The organism is Carnimonas nigrificans ATCC BAA-78, assembly GCF_000526695.1.
Taxonomy (GTDB): Bacteria; Pseudomonadota; Gammaproteobacteria; order Pseudomonadales; family Halomonadaceae; genus Carnimonas; species Carnimonas nigrificans.
In genome coordinates this window covers 426,058-446,888 of sequence record NZ_JAGO01000010.1, presented here as the reverse complement: position 1 = coordinate 446,888, position 20,831 = coordinate 426,058, and the positions used below count along the sequence as shown (strand labels likewise).

The following is a 20,831-nucleotide window of genomic DNA, read 5'->3' as shown; positions in this document are numbered from 1 at the left end:
TTCGCTCAAGGGGAGCTACGGTAGGAGATGAAATCGGTCTCGGGGTCGGGCACTCCGAGCCAGGTCACGGCATAGGTCAGCTTGCCGCGTTGGAGTACCCCGAAATTAATCACCTCAAACAGCAGCTCGGCGTGAGTCAGCTCACACTTGATGCCGGTTGTTCCTACCGTTTTGGTCATTCCATCCAGCTGTGTGTCATCAAGCCCTGCTGCCAGCTCACGCCATTTGCGGCACTGCCCGCGTAGCGCGGCTGCGAGGCTGTCACGCCCTGTGATGGTAACTTCCGAGGCATCACTGTGGTCGTTCAGATAGCTGCCCATCCAGCGGCGCTCGATGTTGAGCTGATAGTTCAACATGTCGTGGATCGACCCGTGGTCCAGCCCCAGATCTCGACGATAGTCGCCCTCGCTGACCTCCATACAAGCCCCCAACATACGCTGGGTAGCCCATTCGTGATAAGTGATGAGTGAACGTAGAGAGTCTGCAATCATGGATGGTTGATATACCCTGAAGTTGTAAGATGCGTGCGATTAGCCGGTTAATGTCGCGTAATGGCAGTATCCTGGTGTCACGATATGTCACTTTAGTAGTGTTCCCACAAGGTAACCTATCGAGAGATCGAAAAGCTACTGCAAAGCGGGCTTAACGAATGCGTTACGATCAGGCTACCGTGTCACTCATAGGTGATTAAGGCAGGCCACGGTAATTTCAAGCATCCCGCATTGCCCTGATAGTGCATGCCCGGCAGCTTTTTTCTCTGCGGTTTGGAAGACTGTCTTTATTTAAAGGAGTTCTTGTGTCGCTGTTGTATTGCGTCTTTGGCCACCCCATTCATCACTCGCGCTCTCCGGAGATCCACCTCGCCTTTGCGCGTCAATTCGGTCTCGACCTGCGTTATGAAAAGCGTGAGGCCCCCCTTGATGGTTTTGCTGACAGTGTGGCGGCGTTTCTTGCCGAAGGGGGAAGTGGCGCCAATGTAACGGTGCCCTTCAAGAAGGAGGCATTGAAGCTTGCCCACCAGGTATCTGACAGAGCGAAGCGCGCGGGCGCCATCAATACCCTGAAACGAGCCGATGATGGCGCTCTTTATGGTGATAACACCGACGGCGAAGGCTTGGTCAGTGATCTAAAAAGGTTGGGCATTAATCTCGCGGGAGCCAACATTGCCATTCTCGGTGCCGGCGGCGCTGTGCGTGGAGTGCTGGCCCCGTTGCTGGCGCAGCAGCCGCAGCGTGTGGTGATCGCCAACCGCACAGTAGCGCGGGGCGAGCAGCTTGCCAGTGAGTTTGCCGATATGGGCACTATCGAAGCAGTGGCTCCCGACGCGCTTGACGAGTCCTTTGATCTTGTGATCAACGGCACCAGTGCCAGCCTGTCGGATGAGCTTCCTGCGTTGGGTAACGTCTCTCTGGCGGCCAATGGCTGGGGCTATGATATGGTTTATGCTGCAAAGCCGACGGCGTTTATGCGCTGGGCCAGCGAGCAAGGCGGCCATAGCGCCGATGGCCTGGGCATGCTGGTGGGGCAGGCTGCGGAGTCGTTTCGCGTCTGGCTGGGCAAAAGCCCTGATCCCGAGCCGGTGCTGGCCCAGTTGCGTCAGCAGTTGTCGGCTTAACGGTTCGTGGCGCGGCCGCTGTTCTTCACCGCGTGAGACACACTGCAATGAGAGAGGTGCGGCAGCGACGCGCTGATGCAGGGCAACGCCTGCCTACAGCTCTGATGACTGCCGCTGTATAAACAAAATAACGGGTGAAACATGAATGAGACGTTGAGTGCGCGTTTGCTGGAGCTTCTGACGCGTATCGAGCCGCTGCTGCCCCCCGAGCGCAGCGATGTTGACTGGACGAAGGATATAGCGGCGCTGTGGGAGCGGCATCCGCTGGCGGGTGGGCAGCTGGTGCCGGTGGCACCGCGTGATGATGTCAGCCTGAGTGATCTGGTGGGGATTGAGCGCCAAAAAAAGCAGCTGGTAGATAACACCCGAGCATTTCTTGCGGGCAAACCGGCCAACCATGCGCTGCTATGGGGCGCTCGTGGAACCGGAAAATCGTCGATTATTCGCGCTTTGCTCAATGACTTCCACGATCAGGGGCTGCGCCTGATTCAGGTGGATCGCTATGATCTGATTGGCTTGCCTGGTCTGGTCGCACGTCTGCGTGATGTACCGCAGCGCTTTATCGTCTACTGTGATGATCTCTCCTTTGAAGGCAGTGACGATGCCTATAAAGCGCTGAAAAGCGTGCTGGATGGCACCCTGACCGGACCGCCTGAAAACGTGCTGATTTACGCTACTTCCAACCGCCGTCACCTGCTGCCGGAGAGTTCAGCGGACAATCAGGCGACCCACATCGTGGATGGTGAGCTGCATCATGGTGATGCCGTTGAAGAGAAAATATCGCTCTCTGACCGTTTCGGTGTCTGGCTGGCATTCCACGCCTTCAATCAGGATAACTTTGTGGCTGCCTGTGAGCATTGGGTCTCGTATCTGGGCAGCCAGTGGTCAGAGCAGGCGCGCACTGAAGCGTTGCGCTATGCCACGCTGCGCGGGGTGAGAAGCGGCAGGGCGGCGTGGCAATTTGCCTGCCAGTGGGCTGGAGCTGACGCTAACGCCTAGCGTTATACCGTTACCTTAAAAGCGGTTTGGAAGAGCTGGCCTGTTACTCTTCATGAAAAACGCCCGTTTACGATATCTGGTAAACGGGCGTTTTCTGTATTGAGCACGGGCGTGCCAGAATATCTATGCGTTGAATTGATGCGCTGTGCTATGCGAATGGTTGCCAACGTGAATAGCAAGCATTGGTTCCGGTGCCGTATCGGGCCTTATTGACCCCACCAGAGGCGTTGCAGCTCAGGCGCTGATGGTATTCTTCCATTCGGGAAAGAACACGCGCCCGGCTCACTATCAGGCGGGGCGCGGTTGCTTCGGTGGCACCGGCGAATAGCGTACCCTAACGACGGTTGCGGCGACTTTCTCGACTTTCGCGGGTTTTAGCCAGCTGACGAGCCTTGGATTTCTCGCGATCATTGGCATCGCTGCTGCGATCGAAGGGGTTGTCGCCACCGCGAAATTCAAAGCGCAACGGGGTGCCCTTGACCTTTAGCACCTTGCGGAAGGTGTTGATCAGGTAGCGCTTATAGGCTTCGGGAAGACGATTGATCTGGTTGCCGTGCACAATGATCAGGGGTGGGTTATTGCCCCCCTGGTGCGCCATTTTAAGGCGAATGCGGCGTCCGTTAATCATCGGAGGCTGGTGCTCACTCACGGCATCTTTCAAGAGCGTGGTCAGACGGTTGGTTGACCAGCGCGCAGTGGCGCTCTTGTAGGCACGTTCCAGGGAAGGGTAGAGATCCCCCACCGCGGTGCCATGCAGTGCCGAGATGAAGTGCATGTCAGCGTAATCGGCAAAGCCCAGACGGCGTTTAATTTCAGAGCGCATTTTCTCTCGGGCTTCCTGCTCAAGACCGTCCCACTTGTTGACGGCAATCACCAGCGCACGGCCAGTATTCAGCACATAATCGAGCAGGTGAAGATCCTGTTCGACCAGACCGCTACGCGCGTCCAGCACCATAATCGCGACGTTGCAGCTTTTGATGGCGTCGAGGGTCTTGATGATCGAGAACTTTTCAGCGATTTCACTAACGTTCTTGCGCCGCCGAATACCGGCAGTATCGACCAGCACATAGGGACGTCCGCGCCGCTCGAATGGAATTTCGATGGCGTCGCGAGTGGTTCCTGCCTGATCGAACACCACCACGCGCTCTTCGCCGAGCAAACGGTTAACTAGCGTTGACTTGCCCACGTTGGGACGCCCGACCACACCGATACGGATACCCTGGTCATCCAGTTCAGGGTGAATATCGCCTTCATCCACCTCAGGGAAAGGCTCCAGCACCAGCTCGATCAATTGGGTAACGTTGCGCCCGTGTGATGCCGCGATGGGGCAAGGCTCACCCATGCCCAGCGCATAGAACTCGGTAGTCGCGGTTTCTTCAGGCAGGCCGTCGGTCTTGTTGACCACCAGCCAGGTCTTTTTCTGATTGATACGCAGGTGGCGAGCGATGGCTTCATCAGTGGGGGTCAGGCCGCTTCGAGCATCGACCAGAAACAGCACAATATCCGCTTCATCTATCGCCAGCAGCGACTGTTCGGCCATGGCAGCGTCGATACCGCGCTCATCACCGCTGATACCGCCGGTATCAATCACGGTAAAGGGCTTGTCCCCCAGCTGGCCGTTGCCATACTGACGGTCGCGCGTCAGGCCCGCAAAGTCCGCCACTATGGCATCGCGGGAGCGCGTCAATCGGTTGAAAAGCGTCGATTTGCCGACATTAGGGCGACCGACCAGGGCAATAACGGGGTTCATAAACAAACTCAACAAAGCATACGCATGATAGTGCGCAAAATAGGGTAATCACTGCGTGGCGCGAGAGCCTTGGAAGCTCATGGAGGCCATGTATCGGCCTTGTCGGTAGCACGCAGGTGAAAGTGCTGCAATGGTAGCGAACTATGGAAGATTTCCATAGCGGCTTTTCACTGCTGTGTTGTTTGGCAGCCGACATCGGGCATGAAAAGCGTAGGTTTGCCCTTGATATGCTGGCGTAAACACGAAAGTTGTCAGTGGGGCATCGGCCAGCAAGCAGAAGGGGCGCTCGAAGCGCCCCTTGTCAGGTGTGACGGAACAGCGTGCTGCGTTTACTGAGCACCGGCCCGGTAAGCCACCAGCTTGCCGGAGAAGGTCAGCACATAGAAGGTGTTGCCATCACTTATCGGAGTAATACCGATGCCGTCGCCTCCGAGGCTGTCGCGGCCATCAATCTTGCCGCTGGTAGCGTCCAGCAGATGCACGTAGCCTTCGAAGTCACCCATTGCCAACTGCCCATTAACATAGGCAGGCGCGGTTAGGTTGCGTCCTTCAAGGTCGCTGTTTTCCCAGACCTGCTGGCCGCTCATTGCGTCAAAGGCGTGCACATGGCTCTTCGCATCGACGGTGTAGAGCGTATTGCCTTCCAGCAGAGGAGTGCGGTAGCTCGATTCGTCGTGCTCCCACAGCGGCTGCCCTGAACGCACATTGACCGCGATCAGGCTGCCGTTATAGCCGGAAGCATAAAGACGTCCATCTTCTGTCAGCACCGGCTGGGCAACCACATCGTTCATTTGCTGCACCGCGTTGCTGCCTTCAGGAGATCCGACGCGCGCGCTCCACATCATCTCGCCCGAGCGGTTGTCGAACAGCGCGACCTGACCATTGGCAAAGCCTGCGAAGGTGACAGGATCAATGGTGCGTGGCGTGGGGTTGCCGTGCAGCGTCAGTGACGGCTGCTGTGAGGCGTAAAGCCACTGCTGGTTGCCCGACAGCTTGTCGAGTGCAGTCAGGGTGCCATCGACACTCTGCACGACTACCAGATTGCTGTTGGCCTGAGGCGTGCTGGCGACTGCACTGGCGACCTGAGTACGCCATACGACGCTGCCGTCGCTGATGCTGACCGCCAGCACTTCACCCTTGGCCGTGCCTACAAACAGACGGCCATTGCTGACGCTAACGCCGGTAGAGACCGGTACATGCAACTGGTGCTCCCATTGAACCTTGCCCGTTTCGGCGTCAACGGCTGTCAGCTCGCCCTTGGCATTGACCGCGTAGAGTATGCCGCTATCGAGGGCTGGCTCAATATGGTTACGTGCGCGGCCAAGATTACCGATACCGTGATTCCAGAGAGTCTGGAGCGCGACGGTCTGCTGAATGTCGGTCAGTGGCTTGGGCGCTGGGTCCGGTTTCACGCCACCGCCGCAGCCTGCCAGAAATGCTGACACTGAAAGCGCACATGCGGCCGTGCGGAGGGAAGAACGCAATTTCATGAAGCCTCCTGGGGAGCAATATCATCAAGCTTGAGCCTGATGCCGTAGTCCGGCATCTGCTGCGCTTTTGCAGTATCGAGAGCGGCCTGATAAGCCTTGCGAGCATCAGCAAGACGTTGCAGTCCTACCAGCGCATCGCCGCGAACCGAAAGCTGCTGCGCCTTCAGCTCGTCGGGCATGTCGATATCGAGCGTTTTCAGCGCATTGTCATAATCTTCCCGATCAATCTGAATACGTGCCAGATTGATGGTGGCTACCTGTTTCAGGAAGTCATCGTGTGCGTTGGCAATCAGCTGCTGAAGGCTGGCCGCTGCGGTGCCGGTATCGCCGGCATCCACCGCTACGCGCGCCTGAATCAGGCGGCCAAAGTCAGCGTACAGTGTGTTGCCATGGTCGTCGGCCAGACTGTCAGCCAGCTGCGATACCTGGCTGCGCTGCGTGTCCGAGAGCTTGGTGAAGTCGCTGGTCAGCTCCATCAACTGGTCATACGTCTGGGAGGCAGTAGCAGCCTGGTTGCTTTTGTGCTGCTGCCACGCATTCCATCCCAGAATGGCTGCGACGGCCAGCAACACGCCAGCAATCAACGATACCCCGTTGCGTTTCCACCACGCGATGAACGCATCGGACTGTTCATCTTCAAGGTCTATATCTTTGATATCTCGCGCCACGCAGTTGTCTCCTGTTAGCGTTTCGCTGTTGCGACGTTGCCGAGCGTCATGATGAAGCGGTAGCAGCATGCCATGGGGCTGCTGATCGCATGATATGGCTCGGCATCGTATCTATTACTGTGCTGCTTCAAACAGTACCGCCAGACGCTCGCTGAGCTGCGCCTGTGATACCTGCTCCTGATCGCGCTCTTCACGAAGGAACTTGATACCAATGGCGCCGTTGGCGCTTTCGTCTTCGCCTAACAGCAGGGCGACGCGAGCACCGCTACGGTCGGCCTTTTTAATTTGGCTTTTGAAGCTACCGCCGCCGCAGTGCAACTGTAGGCGCAGCTCGGGGAGCTGATCGCGCAATTGCTCAGCCAGCGGCAGAGCGAGCTGTTCAGCCTGAGGGCCAACCGCCGTCAGGTAGACATCCACAGTGCTGCTGATGGTATCAGGAAACAGGTCGAGTGTTTCAAGTAGCAGCACCAAACGCTCGATTCCCAGGCCAAAGCCTATCGCGGGAACGTGCTTGCCACCGAGCTGCTCCACCATGCCGTCGTAGCGGCCACCGCCGCAGACGGTGCCCTGACTGCCCAGTGCGGTCGTGGTCCACTCGAATACGGTGCGGCTGTAATAGTCGAGGCCGCGCACCAGCCGAGTATTGATTCGGAAGGAGATGCCGAGCGCCGTCAGGCGATCCTTGAGATAGTCGAAGTGCGCGCGCGATTCATCGTCGAGATGGTCAAGCAGGCGAGGCGCTCCCGCCAGCATCTCGGCCATATCGGGATTTTTCGAATCGAGTATTCGCAGCGGGTTGGTGGTCAAGCGCCGTTGAGAGTCTTCATCAAGCACGTCCTGGTGCTGGGTCAGATACTCTACCAGCAGGTTGCGATAGTGGGCGCGTGCTTCGGGAGTGCCGAGGGAATTAAGCTCAAGCGTTACCTGATCGGAAAGCCCCAGCTCGCGCAGCAGTCGGGCGGAGAGCAGAATCAGCTCGGCATCAATATCCGGCCCGGCGAGGTTGAATATTTCGACACTAAGCTGGTGGAACTGGCGATAGCGGCCCTTTTGCGGTCTCTCGTAGCGGAAAACCTGGCCCATGGTCCACAGACGCTGGGTCTGGTTGTGGGCAAGACTATGCTCGATCACCGAACGGACAACACCGGCGGTAAACTCAGGACGCAGGGTAACGCTCTCACCATTGCGGTCATCGAAGGTATACATCTCTTTTTCCACTACATCGGTCGCTTCACCGATGGAGCGTCTGAAGAGGGACGTATCTTCAAGTACCGGGGTACGGATTTCGTTGTATCCGTACCGAGCAAGAATCTGCTTGAAGGTCGCTTCTACGTACTGCCACTTGGAAGATTGTTCAGGCAGTAGATCGTTCATGCCACGAAGGCCTTGTAACTTGCTCACTATCGACTCCGAAATTGGCCAGCTGGGCGGGTAGTATTCCAGATATTGAGATATTTAACAGTTGGCCCCGGCGCGGGAATGCGCTCGCTCAAGGGCCACTCCCCATCCTGACGTGAGGGTGGGGAGTAACGCGTTGATCTATGGGTTGCCGAGGGTAAGTCGAGCCACCTGACCACCGCGTGAATGGTTGCCGAGATCAACCGCCTGCCCGTTATAGTTAACGCTCACATGCGATGAGTTGCCGATCACCAGCCGGAAGGGTGGGGTGCCGTTGATGGTTTGCTGACTACCCGCTCTCTGCAGGCCGTCCAGCACGCGCTGACCGGAAGCATCGGTAATGCGCGTCCACGACTCTTGCTGGAAGGTTAACGCAATGCTGTTGCTGCCGCTGGCAGCGCTGGCCTGTTCACCCTCGCTGGCGGCGGCGCTGTTGCTGGCACTCTCTGTCGAGGCGTTAGTGGCGGTATCGCTGCTCTGCTGCTCTTGAGCACGGCGGCCCATCGCTTCGGCTTCGCTGGCCGTCATCTTGGCACCATCGACGCCCTGACCCACATCCATTTGCAGGCTGTTACCCGAAGTATCCTGCTGGGCAGTGGTGTTATCGGTAGAAGTATCGTTCTGGCTATCGTCGCTGGCGGCATCGGCATTCTGGGAGGCCGAATCATCGGACGCAGCATTGCTCGACGAAGGGCTTTCCTCAGCGTTATTGCCTGCATCGGAGGAGGGCTGCTCGTTATCGAGCGCAAGCTGTGAGGAAGAGGTGCTGTTGTCCTGTTGAGCGCTGAAATCAGAACCGCTGTGGCTGCGCCACCATAGTACGGTGACCGCAATCAGCACCACCAGCACAATCAGGCTAATCAGACGGAAAGCGAATTTTCCCAGCTTGCTGGGGCGCTTGATAGGCTTGATCGGTGATGAAGGGCGCATAGGCTCTTCACCGGTACCGTGGGTCGCGTCGTGAGCCTTCAGCACGGCTTCCGGGCTGATTTCCAGCAGACGCGCGTAGGCGCGCAGGTATCCGCGACGATAGGCAGGAATACGCAGTTGATCGTACTCTTCGGTTTCCAGACCGTTGACCAGGCTCGGGCGCAGATTAAGCTGAGCTGCCGCTCGCTCCAGTCCCCACCCTTTGCGCTCCCTGGCACTGCGCAGCATTTCGCCGGCTGTGGGCGAGGTGGGCTGGGATTCCGCGGTAGGTGGCTGTTCGCTCATTCCGAAGTCCTTTTGATGGTCGCGGTTAATGATTGTGTGTTTGAGTGTCGCTTGCTGACGTCTGCTGCTCTTTGCGTGCAAGCGCGGCGTCAAGCAGCTGGGCTTCGCGGCTGCCGTCGCCCGCTAGCTGTTGATAGCGCGTCAGGTAAGCTCTTGAACCTGCGATATCACCATCTTCCAGTTTCTGATAAGCGACCGCAATGATAACGGTTGGCTGGTGCGGTGCGAGCCGTTGGGCTTCTGCAAGCGCCTGGCGGGCACTGTCCTTGTCGCCCGTCATGAGCCTGCATTGGGAAAGGTTGACCAGCACGCCTGCTCGCCCTGAATAGTGCGTATCTTCGGTAGCCTGGGCAAGCTGGGCACAGGCTCCCGGCGCATCGCCTTGCTCGAAGAGCAGTGACGCGTAGTTGTTTTGCACTTGCGGCAAGCTGACGGCAGTGTTGTCAGAACCGGATTTGACGTTCGCCAGCGCACTGAGGGTGCGCTGATAGTACTCGGCTGATGCCTGAACATTGCCTTCGCGCTGTTCCAGCAACGCCATGCCATGCAGGGCGGCTGCATCATTGCTGCGCTTGGCAAGCGCCTTGCTCAGTGCCGTATGAGCCTTGTCAGCCTGCCCCTTGGCCAGATAGCCCATGCCCAGCTCAGTGTAGGCATCAGCGGACTCTTGGTCATTATTGGACGATGACCAGGAGGCACACCCACCCAGCAGCACTCCCAGAATAACCAGGGCGGAGATGGCTGCGCGGCGTAGGTGAGTGTTCATGGCGTTAACCTTATAAGGTAGGGAGCAAATCCAGTGCTGGCTTAGCTGGCATCAATCGACAGGGTTTGGATATAGCGCTGCTGCCGACGGGTTTTATCCTTGACCCGCCCTACCAGCTGGCCGCAGGCAGCATCAATATCATCACCACGCGTTACCCTGACCGGTGCCTTGTGGCCCAGCTCGAACAGCCATTGCTGGAAGCGCATGACCTGATTGCGCGAAGGCTTCTCATAGCCTGATCCGGGGAACGGATTGAAGGGAATCAGGTTGATCTTGCACGGAATGTCGCCCAGCCGTTCTGCCAGTTGAGTGGCGTGATGCTGCTGGTCATTAACACCGGCCATCAAGGTGTACTCTACTGTCAACATGCGCGCGTCGGGGCATTTGTCGAGGTAGCGCCGACAGGCATTCAGCAGGGTTTCGATGTTGTATTTGCGATTCAGCGGCACCAGCTCGTTGCGCAGCTCGTCGTTGGGAGCGTGCAGCGATATTGCTAGGCTGACATCAATTTCGTCGCCAAGCTGGTCGATTTTCGGCACCAGCCCGGAAGTGGAAAGCGTGACACGCCGTTTTGAAATTCCATAGGCGTTGTCGTCGAGCATCAGCTTCATGGCCGATACTACGGGATTGAAGTTCATCAGAGGTTCGCCCATGCCCATCATCACCACGTTGGTGACGGGCTTGCGGCCATCCTCGTAGGTTGCCTCTGAGTGAGAAGCAATCCAGACCTGACCGATAATTTCGGCGGCGGTCAGATTGCGGGCAAACCCTTGCTTGCCGGTCGAGCAGAAGCTGCAATCGAGCGAGCAGCCTACCTGAGAGGAGACGCACAGGGTACGTCTGCCGTTATCGGCAGGAATCAGCACCATCTCGATCAGGCTACCGCCTTCCGCCTCGACAACCCACTTGCGTGTACCGTCCTTCGATACGCCTTCATAGGCAATCTCGGGCGGGCGCACAACAGCTACCTTTTCAAGCCGCTCGCGCAGAGCCTTGGAAAGGTTCGACATCTGCTGGAAATCAGTGACGCCTTCCTGGTGAATCCATTTGATTACCTGAGGCGCACGGAACTTCTTCTCACCCAGTTCGACGAAGAAATGCTCCATCTCCTGTCGTGAAAGGCCGAGAAGGTTGACCGGTGATGTTTCCATGCTGTCGGTGTGCGGTGTCATGGTGTCGGCAACGTTACTTTAAAGAGGGTGGAAACACGAATGCCCGCCACAGCAGATGTGTGGCAGGCAGAGTCATGCCGTTGGCGCTTAGCGTGCGTAAACGTCAACTTCAGCGAAGAAGTAGCTGATTTCACGTTTGGCAGACTCAACAGCGTCAGAGCCGTGTACGGCATTGGCGTCGATGGAGCTGGCGAAGTCAGCACGGATGGTGCCTGCTTCCGCTTCCTTGGGGTTGGTAGCGCCCATCAGCTCACGGTTTTTCAGGACAGCGCCTTCGCCTTCCAGTACCTGTACCATTACCGGGCCAGAGGTCATGAATTCAACCAGATCGTTGAAGAAGGGACGCTCTTTGTGCTCAGCGTAGAAACCTTCAGCCTGTGCGCGAGACAGGTGAACGAATTTGGCAGCAGCGATTTTCAGGCCGGCCTTTTCGAAGCGGGAGTAGATTTCACCCACCACGTTTTTGGCAACGGCGTCGGGTTTAACGATGGAAAGAGTGCGTTCGATGGCCATGTTGGCTCCAATTAAGCTAAATGAACGCCACCAGCGCTGTGCCGGCGACATAAAAGGTCTGTTACGCCTAACGTACCTTATCAACAGAAACGCTGGCGCAAAGAGCGAATGTTCAAGGCGCAATAGTATAATCGCTTGCGCCCCCGCTTGCATATGGCAGAGGTTAAACGCTGAAGCTCTCGCCGCAGCCGCACTCATCCTTCACATTGGGGTTATTGAACTTGAACAGCTTGTTCAGCCCCTCGTTGATGTAGTCCACCTCGGTGCCATCCATGACTGCCAGCGCCTCACTATCAATGACCACGGTAGCGCCGTGCTGTTCGAACTGGTGGTCATCTGCGCCCGCTTTGTCAGCGATATCAAGCACATAGGCATAGCCTGAACATCCGCTTGGCTTGATGCCTACACGCAAGCCAATGCCGCTGCCGCGCTCGGCAAGCACATGCTGAATTTGATGAGCGGCGGCCTCGCTGATACTGATATGGGCCATTGGAAAACTCCTGCCGGTAAAGCAATAAAGGTAGTAATCGACCTGATTACGCTGGGGACTTGATAGAGCGTAAGCGTGTCAGGGTCGTGGTAATAATATCGGCGGCTCCGTCGACATCTTGTTCGCTTGAGAACCTGCCCAGGCTCAGGCGCAGGGTGGCAAGAGCGCGTGATGAAGGAATGCCGAGCGCCTTGAGTACATAAGAGGGCGCCACATCTGCCGAGTTGCAGGCAGAACCGCTGGCTGTCGCCAGTGAGCGCATCTCCATCAGCAGCGCTTGTCCATCCACATCGTCAAAGCCCACACTGAGGATATTGGCAACGCCGTATCCTTCTTCAATGCTGAAATGAAGGCCGGGCAGCCCCTCAAGTTTTGCTACCAGACGAGTGCGCAGGGTTGCGATATGCCGGTTATCCTGTTCGCGTTCGGCCCTGGCGAGGGCGAAGGCGGTGCCCATGCCTACAATCTGGTGCGTAGGCAGGGTGCCCGAGCGCATACCGCGCTCATGGCCGCCGCCGTGAATAAGCGGTGCCACCTGAGTACCGCGCCGCACGTACAGCGCGCCGATCCCCTTCGGGCCGTACACCTTGTGGGCCGATAGCGAGAGCAGGTCGATGGGCTGCGTTTCGACATTCAGCGGGATCTTGCCTGCCGCCTGCGCCGCATCAACGTGAAAGGCTGCGCCGTGCTCATGGGCAACGCGGCCCAGAGCATCAATATCGTTGCGGCTGCCAGTCTCGTTGTTCACCGCCATCAATGATACCAGTATCGTGTCGGGGCGTAGTGCGCGGCTTAGCTGTTCAGGCGTAATACGACCGTTGCGATCAGGGGAGAGCAGGGTTACCTCAAAACCTTCCTGCTCAAGGCTGGCCGCGGTATCGAGAATGGCCTTGTGCTCAATGCATGAGGTAATCAGGTGGCGACCGCGTGCCCTGTTCGCGCGCATGAAGCCGATAAGCGCCAGGTTGTCAGCCTCGGTGGCGCCTGATGTCCAGACAATCTCGCGGGGATCGGCATGGATCAGGTCAGCCACCTGGCGACGAGCGCCTTCCACCGCCTGCTCTGCCAGCCATCCCAGCATATGACTACGCGAGGCCGGATTGGCAAAGGTGCCATCCAGCCCCAGATAGCGCGCCATCTCCTGTGCTACTCGTGGATCGACAGGGGTGGTGGCGGCGTAGTCCATGTAAATGGGCGTTGCGGGAAGTGACATGGGAAATCCACTGCGATTGATGTTGAGTGAAGGAGAGTCTACGCCCCTTCGCTGAAAAAGATCAGGCTGTCGTTCAGCGTACCGCCGCGCTGGCGCGCTGCCACTTCCTGAATATCCCGGCGATTGAGCAGATCCCTGATGGTGATGTTATCAAGGAAGCTGTAGAGAGCGTCCGATAGATCACACCACAGGTGGTGCGTCAGACAGGTATTGCCGTGCTGGCAATCTCCCCGTCCTTCACAGCGCGTTACATCAATGGATTCGTTGACCGAGTCGATGATTTTTGCGATGGAGATGCCCGCAGGATCACCTTGCAGGCGATAGCCACCACCGGGGCCTCTCACGCTGCTCACGAGGTCGTTGCGGCGCAGTCGTGCGAAGAGTTGTTCCAGATAGGAGAGAGAGATTTCCTGGCGTTTTGAAATTTCAGCAAGGCTTACGGGGCCATTTTCAGCATTGATGGCCAGGTCAAGCATCGCGGTCACGGCGTATCTGCCTTTTGTAGTGAGGCGCATAAGTATCGTCCGGTGGGAGCGGTTATTGGAATATTGTTACTTTTAAACGTAGATGAACATAGGATTGACAGCGAAAGGGTGACGTTATGCCGCACTGAGTTGGCACATCCAACGGATGACCAGCGCCTGGTGAGGAACGCGAAGATGCCTGGAAGATAGTGAAGGATGCGGTGGCGCACTCTGTCGTTGAACAGGCTGCCTTCGTAGCGGACGCTCACGGCCATGAAAATGGCGCTAGGGTCAGATGCGGCGGACGTATTGGGTGCCACCTGACCGGGAGCCGGTGGCACTTACGCTATGGCGCATTATTGTCATTTCTGACAAAAACAGTCAACTATTGGAGGGGCGGGTCAGCTTGTCTACGCTGGATAGAATGCCGCGTAAAATGTTGGTTTCCATGCTATCGAGGCGGGCTCTGAGTAACAAACGGCGCAAACGCGCCATCAACTGACGCGGATGCTCGGGATCGTGGAATCCTGTTGCGATTAACGTATGTTCGAAATGTTCCAGTAAACGCTCTACGTCAGCGTGTGACGCCAAGGGGTTATCCCACTCGACATTTTGCATTGATTGCTGAAGAGCCGCTGCTTCGTTCTGGCGATCACTCAGTGCTGTTGCCTCGCTGTCGCCAGTTGCCTCAAGCCATGCCTGGCGGGATTCATAGGCCATTAACTGCACCGCAGCGGCAAGGTTGAGCGAACCGAAGCTGCTGGAAGTGGGAATGTGGACATGGGTGTTGCAGCGCGCGAGTTCCTCATTGGTCAGGCCGCTATCTTCCCGACCGAACACGATCGCGATCTGGCTCTCTTGCGCGGCGCGTGCAACTTCCTCTTCCAGCTGCAAGGAAAAGCGTCGCGGCGTAATCATCGGCCACGGCATGGTGCGAGTACGTGCGCTGCATCCCACTACCCAGCTACAGTCGGCCAGTGCTTCTTCCAGAGAGTCGAAGCGCTGCGCGGCCTGGATCAGTTCATCGGCCCCTGACGCGCGCGCGACCGCCTCTGACGTATAGGGATCACAGCGTGGCGCTACCAGAGCGAGCTGGCTGAGGCCCATGGTTTTCATGGCGCGCACGGCACCGCCCACATTGCCCGGGTGGCTGGTGCCTACCAGTACAATTCTGATGCGGGAAAGCCATGTAGTGTCGTTGTCAGAAGGGGATAACACGGGGAGCGCCTCCGGTATTGCGCGGTAAGCCGCGAGGCGGTGAGTGCCTCTGAGCCATGATCAAAAGCGCTAGGTTACCACGAACGGAAGCGTGGACCATGGTATGCGCGGCATTGGACTGCTATAATCTCGCTCCCTCGCGGCACGCTCACACGAGCGTTTGTTTGCCGCATCGTCAATTCATTGTTTCCACTGCACTTTTTCATTTGTTGCTTGATATCTACAGCAGCAAGGTGCAGTGCTCGCTCTTTAACAGGCTGGCCGGTGGTGTGCGCTGAACTATTCAGTGTGCCAACACGCCTCTTTTGTGGATGGAAATGCTATGCAACCGATGGTTGAATTCGCGCTCCGTGCGCTGCGTAATGCGCAGGAAAACTTCTTTCGAATTCGCGATAAAATTGATATCGCGCGTCAGGATCGCTTGATTGATAACCTGCTCGAAGATACTGCTCGTTACTGTGAACAGGATATCGCGCGCAAGTTCAGTCGTGGCTACCCCAATCACGGCATGGTTGGCCGCTACATTCCTGCTCGCAAAGGGCAGGGCGATGGCAAGGATTACGAGTGGCGCATCGAGCTGCTGCATGGCTATTCCAACCTCGCCGCCGGTTCCACTGCCTGGGCCATGTCGCTGGTCTGCCTGTATCAGGGGCGGCCAGAGCACGTCGTTGTTATCTCTCCCTTTGCTGAAAACGAATATATTGCCAGCCGCGGTCGCGGCGTGCAGTTCAATCAGCGTCGCGTGCGTGCGCCGTCGATTACCTCCATGGCTGGCTCGCGTGTAGCGCTGGGGCTGCCCGAGCGCTGGATGCGTACCAAATATCTCGAGACCTACACTCGGCTGGTAACGGCGCTGGGCAGTGAAGTTGAAGTCATGCGCGCCAGCGGCTGCGCACTGCTTGATCTGGCTGAACTGGCGATAGGGCAGGTTGATTCCGCCTTCGCGATGGGGCTTGATTCCCACGATCTTCAGGTAGCGTCGCTGCTGCTCAAAGAGAGCGGTGCTCTGATGAGTCAGCCTGACGGTTCGCCGCAGGTAGCGCCGGAGCAGGTCGTGATGGCGTGTGGTCAGCGCCTGTTCCGCCCGCTGGCTCAGTTGGTTGGGCCTGCGCTGCGCAGCTAAGCGGTAATGTCAGTCATGAAAGCCGTCTCCTTCGGGAGGCGGTTTTTTTATGTCGGGAAGTTGGGGGGGAGTGGGCGGCTGTGATGTGCTCAGGCGTGGGGCTTTGCTGAAAGCAGGAAGGATCTCCTTCAAGGATAGAGGAAAGGAAGAGCTATCAGGGAAGGGAAGACTTCATTAAAGATGGGGCTTATAACATCAGCATAAAAAACCCCGAGCAATCAGCGATTACTCGGGGTAAGGGATGTTACCGGAGCCGCTTAGGGCATGCCGTCATCCAGCGCCTGGTGTCTTCCTGAAATCAGGTCGCTGCGCTTGAGGTTCAGCAGTACCAGCAGCGCCGCTGCCACATAGATCGAGGAGAAGGTGCCCAGCACAATACCCAGCAGAAGTGCGATGGAGAAGTTGTGCAGCATGTCACCGCCCATCAGCAGCAGTGCGACCAGCACGATCACCGTAGTACCCGAGGTGGCGATGGTACGTGCCAGGGTCTGGTTGATAGCGTCGTTGCACAGGCGAATGACATCGTTGCTGCGCGACTTCTGAATGTTCTCACGGATACGGTCATATACCACGATGGTGTCGTTGAGTGAGTAACCCAGCACCGCAAGAATGGCGGCCATCACGGTGAGGTTAAACTCAAGACCGAACAGCGAGAAGATACCCAGCACGATCAGCACGTCGTGGAGCAGGGCTACCACTGCGCCTATCGCGAACTTGAACTGAAAGCGGATCGCCAGGTAGATCACGATACCGATAACAGCCACCAGCAGGCCAAGCCCGCCCTGATCGCGCAATTGATCGCCTACCTGAGCGCCAACGAAGTCCGAGCGTACCAGCCTCGGATTTTCGCCATGCTCCGACAGCTGCTGAACAATGGTGTCGCCCAGGTTGTTGGTGAAGTTGTTTTGCAGCCTGACCAGCAGCTCGCTCTGATCGCCAAAGGTTTGTACCGAGACGTTCTGATAGCCCGCGTCGTCCAGTGTCTGACGCACGCTGTCAACGTTGGGGGCAGTGTCGTAGTGAATCTCGACCTGTGTGCCGCCAGTGAAATCGAGGCCAAGGTTCAGGTGCTTGTAGGCCAGCGAACCAATGGAAATGACGGCCAGCACTATCGAGATGACATAGGCGATGCGGCGCATGCCCATGAAGTTAATCAGTTTCATCGCGTTGTCCTCAGATCCAAAGTTTCTTCAGCGAGCGTTTGCCAATCGCCAGATTGGTCAAGGCGCGGCTGACGTTCACGGCGGTGAAGATCGAGGTCACGATCCCGATCGAGAGCGTAACAGCGAAGCCCTGTACCGGACCTGTGCCGATCGAGAACAGGATAACGCCCACCAGCAGGGTCGTGAGCTGGGAGTCGATGATCGACGTAAAGGCGCGATCATAGCCCGCATGTACCGCCTGCTGAATGCTCATGCCGGTACGCAGCTCTTCTCGAATACGCTCGAAGATCAGCACGTTGCCATCGACGGCCATGGCCAGCGTCAGCACGATACCGGCGATGCCTGGTAGCGTCATGGTGGCGCCCATCAGCGACATGATCGACAGGATCAGGACCAGGTTAACGAACAGTCCGACAGCCGCGATAAGGCCAAAGGCGCGGTAGCGCAGCAGCATGAAGACCAGCAGCAGCACCAGGGCAACCAGTACCGAGGTAACACCGGCATCAATGTTGGACTGTCCCAGGCTTGGGCCGATGGTGCGTTCTTCCGCGAAGTAGATCGGGGCCGCCAGCGAACCGGATCTCAGCAGCAGCGACAGCTCCTGTGCTTCATTGGGCGAACTCAGGCCGGTAATACGGAACTGGTTGCCAAGCGCCGACTGAATGGTCGCAAGACTGATGATGCCGCGTTCGGTATGCGTACGGCGCGGCGCATCTTCAGGCTCGCCCGGCTTGGGCGCATCAGCTCGGTGCTCAATGAAGACCACGGCCATCGCGCGACCGATATTGGTGCGTGTGGCGCGGTTCATCAGCGAACCGCCGGTGCCGTCGAGGTTGATGTTCACCTGCGGGCGACCGTTTTCATCGAACGAACGGCTGGCGTTGGAAACACGGTCACCGGTAATGATGACATCGCGCATTACCGCGGCCTGACGCTCAGGATCATTACGGAAGGCGATGGCTTCCTGATCTTCCGCTGAAGTGCTGGGAGAAGCTTCCAGACGGAACTCAAGGTTGGCAGTAGCGCCAACGATGCGCTTGGCAGCCGCTGTATCCTGCACGCCCGGTAGCTCGACCACGATACGGTTGGCCCCTTGGCGCTGTACCAGCGGCTCGGAGACGCCTAGCTCGTTCACACGGTTACGCAGGGTGGTCAGGTTCTGGTTGACCGCGTAATCCTCAAGCTCACGTACCGCAGTGTCCGTCATGCTCATGTGCAGAATGGCGGCGCGTCCACGATCCTCGGTGCTCAGGTTGTAGCCCTGGAACTGCGATTGAATCAGCTGCATTGCGCGCTGGCGATCTTCGCCACCGGCAAAGGTAAAGCTGATCTGGTTGCCGTTAACGCTGTTGTCGCGATAGCGAATATGCTCATCGCGCAGCGTTTGGCGAATCGCACTGGAAGTGCTGCCAAGGCGCTGCTCAACCGCACCGTTCATATCGACTTCGAGCAGGAAGTGCACGCCGCCACGCAGGTCGAGACCCAGCTTGAGCGGTGCAGCGCCAATCGCGCGCAGCCAGTTCGGCGTATTGTCAGCGAGGTTAAGCGCCGTGGTGTAGCCGTCGCCAAGCGCGCCGGCGATCACGTTGCGTGCCTTGAGCTGCTGGTTGATGTCATCGAGACGAATCAGCCCTGTACCGCTCTCTTCTATATTGCTGCTGATAGCGGACAGCCCCGCTTCCCTCAGTGCTGAGGAGGCGGTATCAAGATCGGATTGGGTGACAGAGGCACCGCGATCACGGCTGATCTGGACAGCGGGTTGCTCGGGATAGAGATTGGGCAGCGCATAGACGGCGCCGACCACGACAATGACAAGTATCAGCAGATACTTCCATAGGGGGTAACGATTCAGCATCGAGGCGAGGTCCTGGTTGCTGAGAAGAGGTTATCAAACCGGCGCGCTTCCTCGTCTCGCTGCAAAGCATTGATGAGGAAGTCGCGCCGTACCTTGGTTAAGGTTGATGCCCGCTCTTAGATTGATTTCAGAGTGTTTTTAGGCAGTACAGAGGAGACCGCACCTTTCTGGACCACGATGTCGGTACCTTCACTGATCTGAAGGGTCAGGAATTCGTCGCCTACCTTGACGATACGACCTGCAATACCGCCACCAATCACGACTTCATCGCCTTTATTCAGCTGCGACAGCATTTGACGCTGTGCCTTGGCGCGTTTCGACTGCGGACGCCACAGCAGAAAATAGAAAATCAGCACGAAGGCGACCAGCATGATAATGGTCGCTGTTGAACCACCGGTAGCTGCACCGCCGCCTGCGGCCTGCGCCTGTGCTTGTGAGACGAAGAAGTTGAGCATGGTGTTTCCTTTAAAGGTAAGGGTCGTAATCGTTATCGCAAGCCAGGCTGCCGTGAAAGCGATTGGCGCTGCCTGATCCTTTGAGTGTGTGCGTGAAAGCTCACTGAAGCCCTGAATCAACTGCGCTCAGGAGTGCTCAGCGCCGGCGTTGACTGGCCGCGTCGCGCGTAAAAGGTATCCACGAAAGCGCTCAATTTACCCGCTTCAATGGCGCTCCGCAAACCGCTCATCAGGCGCTGATAGTGGCGCAGATTATGAATGGTATTCAGCTCCGCGCCCAGCATTTCTCCACAACGGTCCAAATGGTGCAAATAACCACGGCTGAAGTTGCGGCAGGTGTAGCAATCGCACTCTTCTTCCAGCGGGGCAGTTGAGAAGCGGTGCGAGGCATTACGGATGCGTACCACCCCATCCATGGTGAAGAGGTGGCCATTGCGTGCATTGCGGGTCGGCATCACGCAGTCGAACATATCCACGCCGCGCCTTACGCCTTCCACCAGATCTTCCGGCTTGCCAACGCCCATCAGATAACGCGGCTTGTCGGCAGGCATCAGCTCGGGCAGATAGTCGAGCACCTTGAACATCTCGTCCTTGGGTTCACCTACCGAGAGGCCGCCAATCGCCAGACCATCGAAGCCGATCTCGCTGAGCCCTGCCAATGAGCGCTCGCGCAGGTCGCGGTACATGCCACCCTGAATAATGCCAAACAGCGCAGAAGGAGAGTCGCCATGGGCCTCCTTCGAGCGTTTGGCCCAGCGCAGCGACAGCTCCATCGACTGCTCCGCCTGCTCATGGGTAGCGGGGTAGGGCGTGCACTCATCGAAGATCATCACGATGTCCGAGCCGAGCGAACGCTGTACTGCCATCGACTCTTCCGGCCCCATGAAGATCTTCGAACCGTCGATAGGCGAGCGAAAATGTACGCCTTCTTCGGTGATCTTGCGCATTTCGCCAAGGGAAAACACCTGAAAACCGCCCGAATCGGTCAGAATCGGACGATCCCATTGTGCAAAATCGTGAAGATCGCCGTGGGCTTCAATCACCTCGGTGCCAGGACGCAGCCATAGATGAAAGGTATTGCCGAGAATGATGTGAGCGCCAATATCCTTCAGATCACGGGGTGTCATGCCCTTGACCGTACCGTAGGTGCCCACCGGCATGAAGGCGGGGGTTTCGACGTGACCACGGGGAAATTCGAGGCGACCGCGGCGCGCACGACCGTCGCTGTGAGTGCGCTCGAAGCGCATGAAACATTCGTCTCGCA

20 protein-coding genes are annotated in these 20,831 nt (G+C 57.6%); 3 read left to right on the top strand and 17 right to left on the bottom strand.

Going from position 1 to position 20,831, the window contains the following annotated elements; translation table 11 throughout:
• Positions 1-5: 5 nt before the first annotated feature.
• On the bottom strand, positions 6-491 hold the full coding sequence (locus tag L881_RS0103250) for a DinB family protein (protein WP_084055379.1): 486 nt from the start codon (positions 489-491) through the stop codon (positions 6-8).
• Positions 492-796: 305 nt separating this feature from the next.
• Between L881_RS0103250 and aroE the strand changes: the two genes are divergently transcribed.
• Positions 797-1,615 (top strand): shikimate dehydrogenase, encoded by an 819-nt coding sequence (gene aroE, locus L881_RS0103245; protein WP_025732283.1) that lies wholly within the window; start codon positions 797-799, stop codon positions 1,613-1,615.
• A 141-nt stretch (positions 1,616-1,756) separates the two neighbouring features.
• Positions 1,757-2,614 (top strand): ATP-binding protein, encoded by an 858-nt coding sequence (locus tag L881_RS0103240; protein WP_025732282.1) that lies wholly within the window; start codon positions 1,757-1,759, stop codon positions 2,612-2,614.
• Positions 2,615-2,948: 334 nt separating this feature from the next.
• On the opposite strand, the gene der is transcribed toward L881_RS0103240, so the two are convergent.
• The 12 genes from der to L881_RS0103175 form a co-directional block, all read right to left on the bottom strand.
• The gene (gene der / locus L881_RS0103235) at positions 2,949-4,364 is read right to left on the bottom strand and encodes a ribosome biogenesis GTPase Der (RefSeq protein ID WP_025732281.1); all 1,416 of its coding nucleotides are present in this window, start codon (positions 4,362-4,364) and stop codon (positions 2,949-2,951) included.
• Positions 4,365-4,693: 329 nt separating this feature from the next.
• Positions 4,694-5,854 carry an outer membrane protein assembly factor BamB gene (gene bamB, locus L881_RS0103225; protein ID WP_025732280.1) on the bottom strand — a complete coding sequence of 387 codons (1,161 nt, stop codon included), beginning with the start codon at positions 5,852-5,854 and terminating at the stop codon, positions 4,694-4,696.
• Positions 5,851-6,522, bottom strand: coding sequence for a YfgM family protein (locus L881_RS0103220; protein ID WP_051464773.1), 672 nt, complete (start codon positions 6,520-6,522; stop codon positions 5,851-5,853). The genes bamB and L881_RS0103220 overlap by 4 nt, the downstream gene beginning before the upstream one ends.
• 114 nt (positions 6,523-6,636) lie before the next feature.
• Complete coding sequence (gene hisS / locus L881_RS0103215; RefSeq protein ID WP_025732278.1) at positions 6,637-7,938, bottom strand: histidine--tRNA ligase; 1,302 nt, start codon at positions 7,936-7,938, stop codon at positions 6,637-6,639.
• Positions 7,939-8,061: 123 nt separating this feature from the next.
• Positions 8,062-9,135 carry a RodZ domain-containing protein gene (locus L881_RS0103210; RefSeq protein WP_025732277.1) on the bottom strand — a complete coding sequence of 358 codons (1,074 nt, stop codon included), beginning with the start codon at positions 9,133-9,135 and terminating at the stop codon, positions 8,062-8,064.
• Positions 9,136-9,160: 25 nt separating this feature from the next.
• Entirely contained in the window at positions 9,161-9,901 is a 741-nt protein-coding gene (locus tag L881_RS0103205; RefSeq protein ID WP_025732276.1) for a tetratricopeptide repeat protein, read from the bottom strand.
• A gap of 41 nt (positions 9,902-9,942) precedes the next feature.
• Positions 9,943-11,073 (bottom strand): dual-specificity RNA methyltransferase RlmN, encoded by a 1,131-nt coding sequence (rlmN, locus tag L881_RS0103200; protein ID WP_025732275.1) that lies wholly within the window; start codon positions 11,071-11,073, stop codon positions 9,943-9,945.
• An 87-nt stretch (positions 11,074-11,160) separates the two neighbouring features.
• Positions 11,161-11,586 (bottom strand): nucleoside-diphosphate kinase, encoded by a 426-nt coding sequence (ndk, locus tag L881_RS0103195; RefSeq protein WP_025732274.1) that lies wholly within the window; start codon positions 11,584-11,586, stop codon positions 11,161-11,163.
• Positions 11,587-11,749: 163 nt separating this feature from the next.
• Positions 11,750-12,076: a HesB/IscA family protein gene (locus tag L881_RS0103190; protein ID WP_025732273.1), complete on the bottom strand. Its 327-nt coding sequence runs from the start codon at positions 12,074-12,076 to the stop codon at positions 11,750-11,752.
• Between the two features lie 46 nt (positions 12,077-12,122).
• A complete protein-coding gene (locus L881_RS0103185) occupies positions 12,123-13,289 on the bottom strand; it encodes a cysteine desulfurase family protein (protein WP_025732272.1) in 1,167 nt (388 codons plus the stop codon).
• Between the two features lie 38 nt (positions 13,290-13,327).
• Positions 13,328-13,804, bottom strand: coding sequence for a Fe-S cluster assembly transcriptional regulator IscR (gene iscR, locus L881_RS0103180; protein ID WP_025732271.1), 477 nt, complete (start codon positions 13,802-13,804; stop codon positions 13,328-13,330).
• Positions 13,805-14,134: 330 nt separating this feature from the next.
• Positions 14,135-14,971 (bottom strand): RNA methyltransferase, encoded by an 837-nt coding sequence (locus L881_RS0103175; protein WP_025732270.1) that lies wholly within the window; start codon positions 14,969-14,971, stop codon positions 14,135-14,137.
• A 322-nt stretch (positions 14,972-15,293) separates the two neighbouring features.
• Here L881_RS0103175 and L881_RS0103170 point away from each other — a divergent pair, with 322 nt between their 5' ends.
• Entirely contained in the window at positions 15,294-16,094 is an 801-nt protein-coding gene (locus tag L881_RS0103170) for an inositol monophosphatase family protein (RefSeq protein WP_025732269.1), read from the top strand.
• A 257-nt stretch (positions 16,095-16,351) separates the two neighbouring features.
• On the opposite strand, the gene secF is transcribed toward L881_RS0103170, so the two are convergent.
• The 4 genes from secF to tgt form a co-directional block, all read right to left on the bottom strand.
• Positions 16,352-17,257: a protein translocase subunit SecF gene (secF, locus tag L881_RS0103165; RefSeq protein ID WP_025732268.1), complete on the bottom strand. Its 906-nt coding sequence runs from the start codon at positions 17,255-17,257 to the stop codon at positions 16,352-16,354.
• 10 nt (positions 17,258-17,267) lie between these two features.
• Positions 17,268-19,112: a protein translocase subunit SecD gene (gene secD, locus L881_RS0103160; protein WP_025732267.1), complete on the bottom strand. Its 1,845-nt coding sequence runs from the start codon at positions 19,110-19,112 to the stop codon at positions 17,268-17,270.
• Positions 19,113-19,228: 116 nt separating this feature from the next.
• A complete protein-coding gene (yajC, locus tag L881_RS0103155; protein WP_025732266.1) occupies positions 19,229-19,567 on the bottom strand; it encodes a preprotein translocase subunit YajC in 339 nt (112 codons plus the stop codon).
• Positions 19,568-19,683: 116 nt separating this feature from the next.
• Positions 19,684-20,814 (bottom strand): tRNA guanosine(34) transglycosylase Tgt, encoded by a 1,131-nt coding sequence (gene tgt, locus L881_RS0103150; protein ID WP_211238886.1) that lies wholly within the window; start codon positions 20,812-20,814, stop codon positions 19,684-19,686.
• Positions 20,815-20,831: the final 17 nt, after the last annotated feature.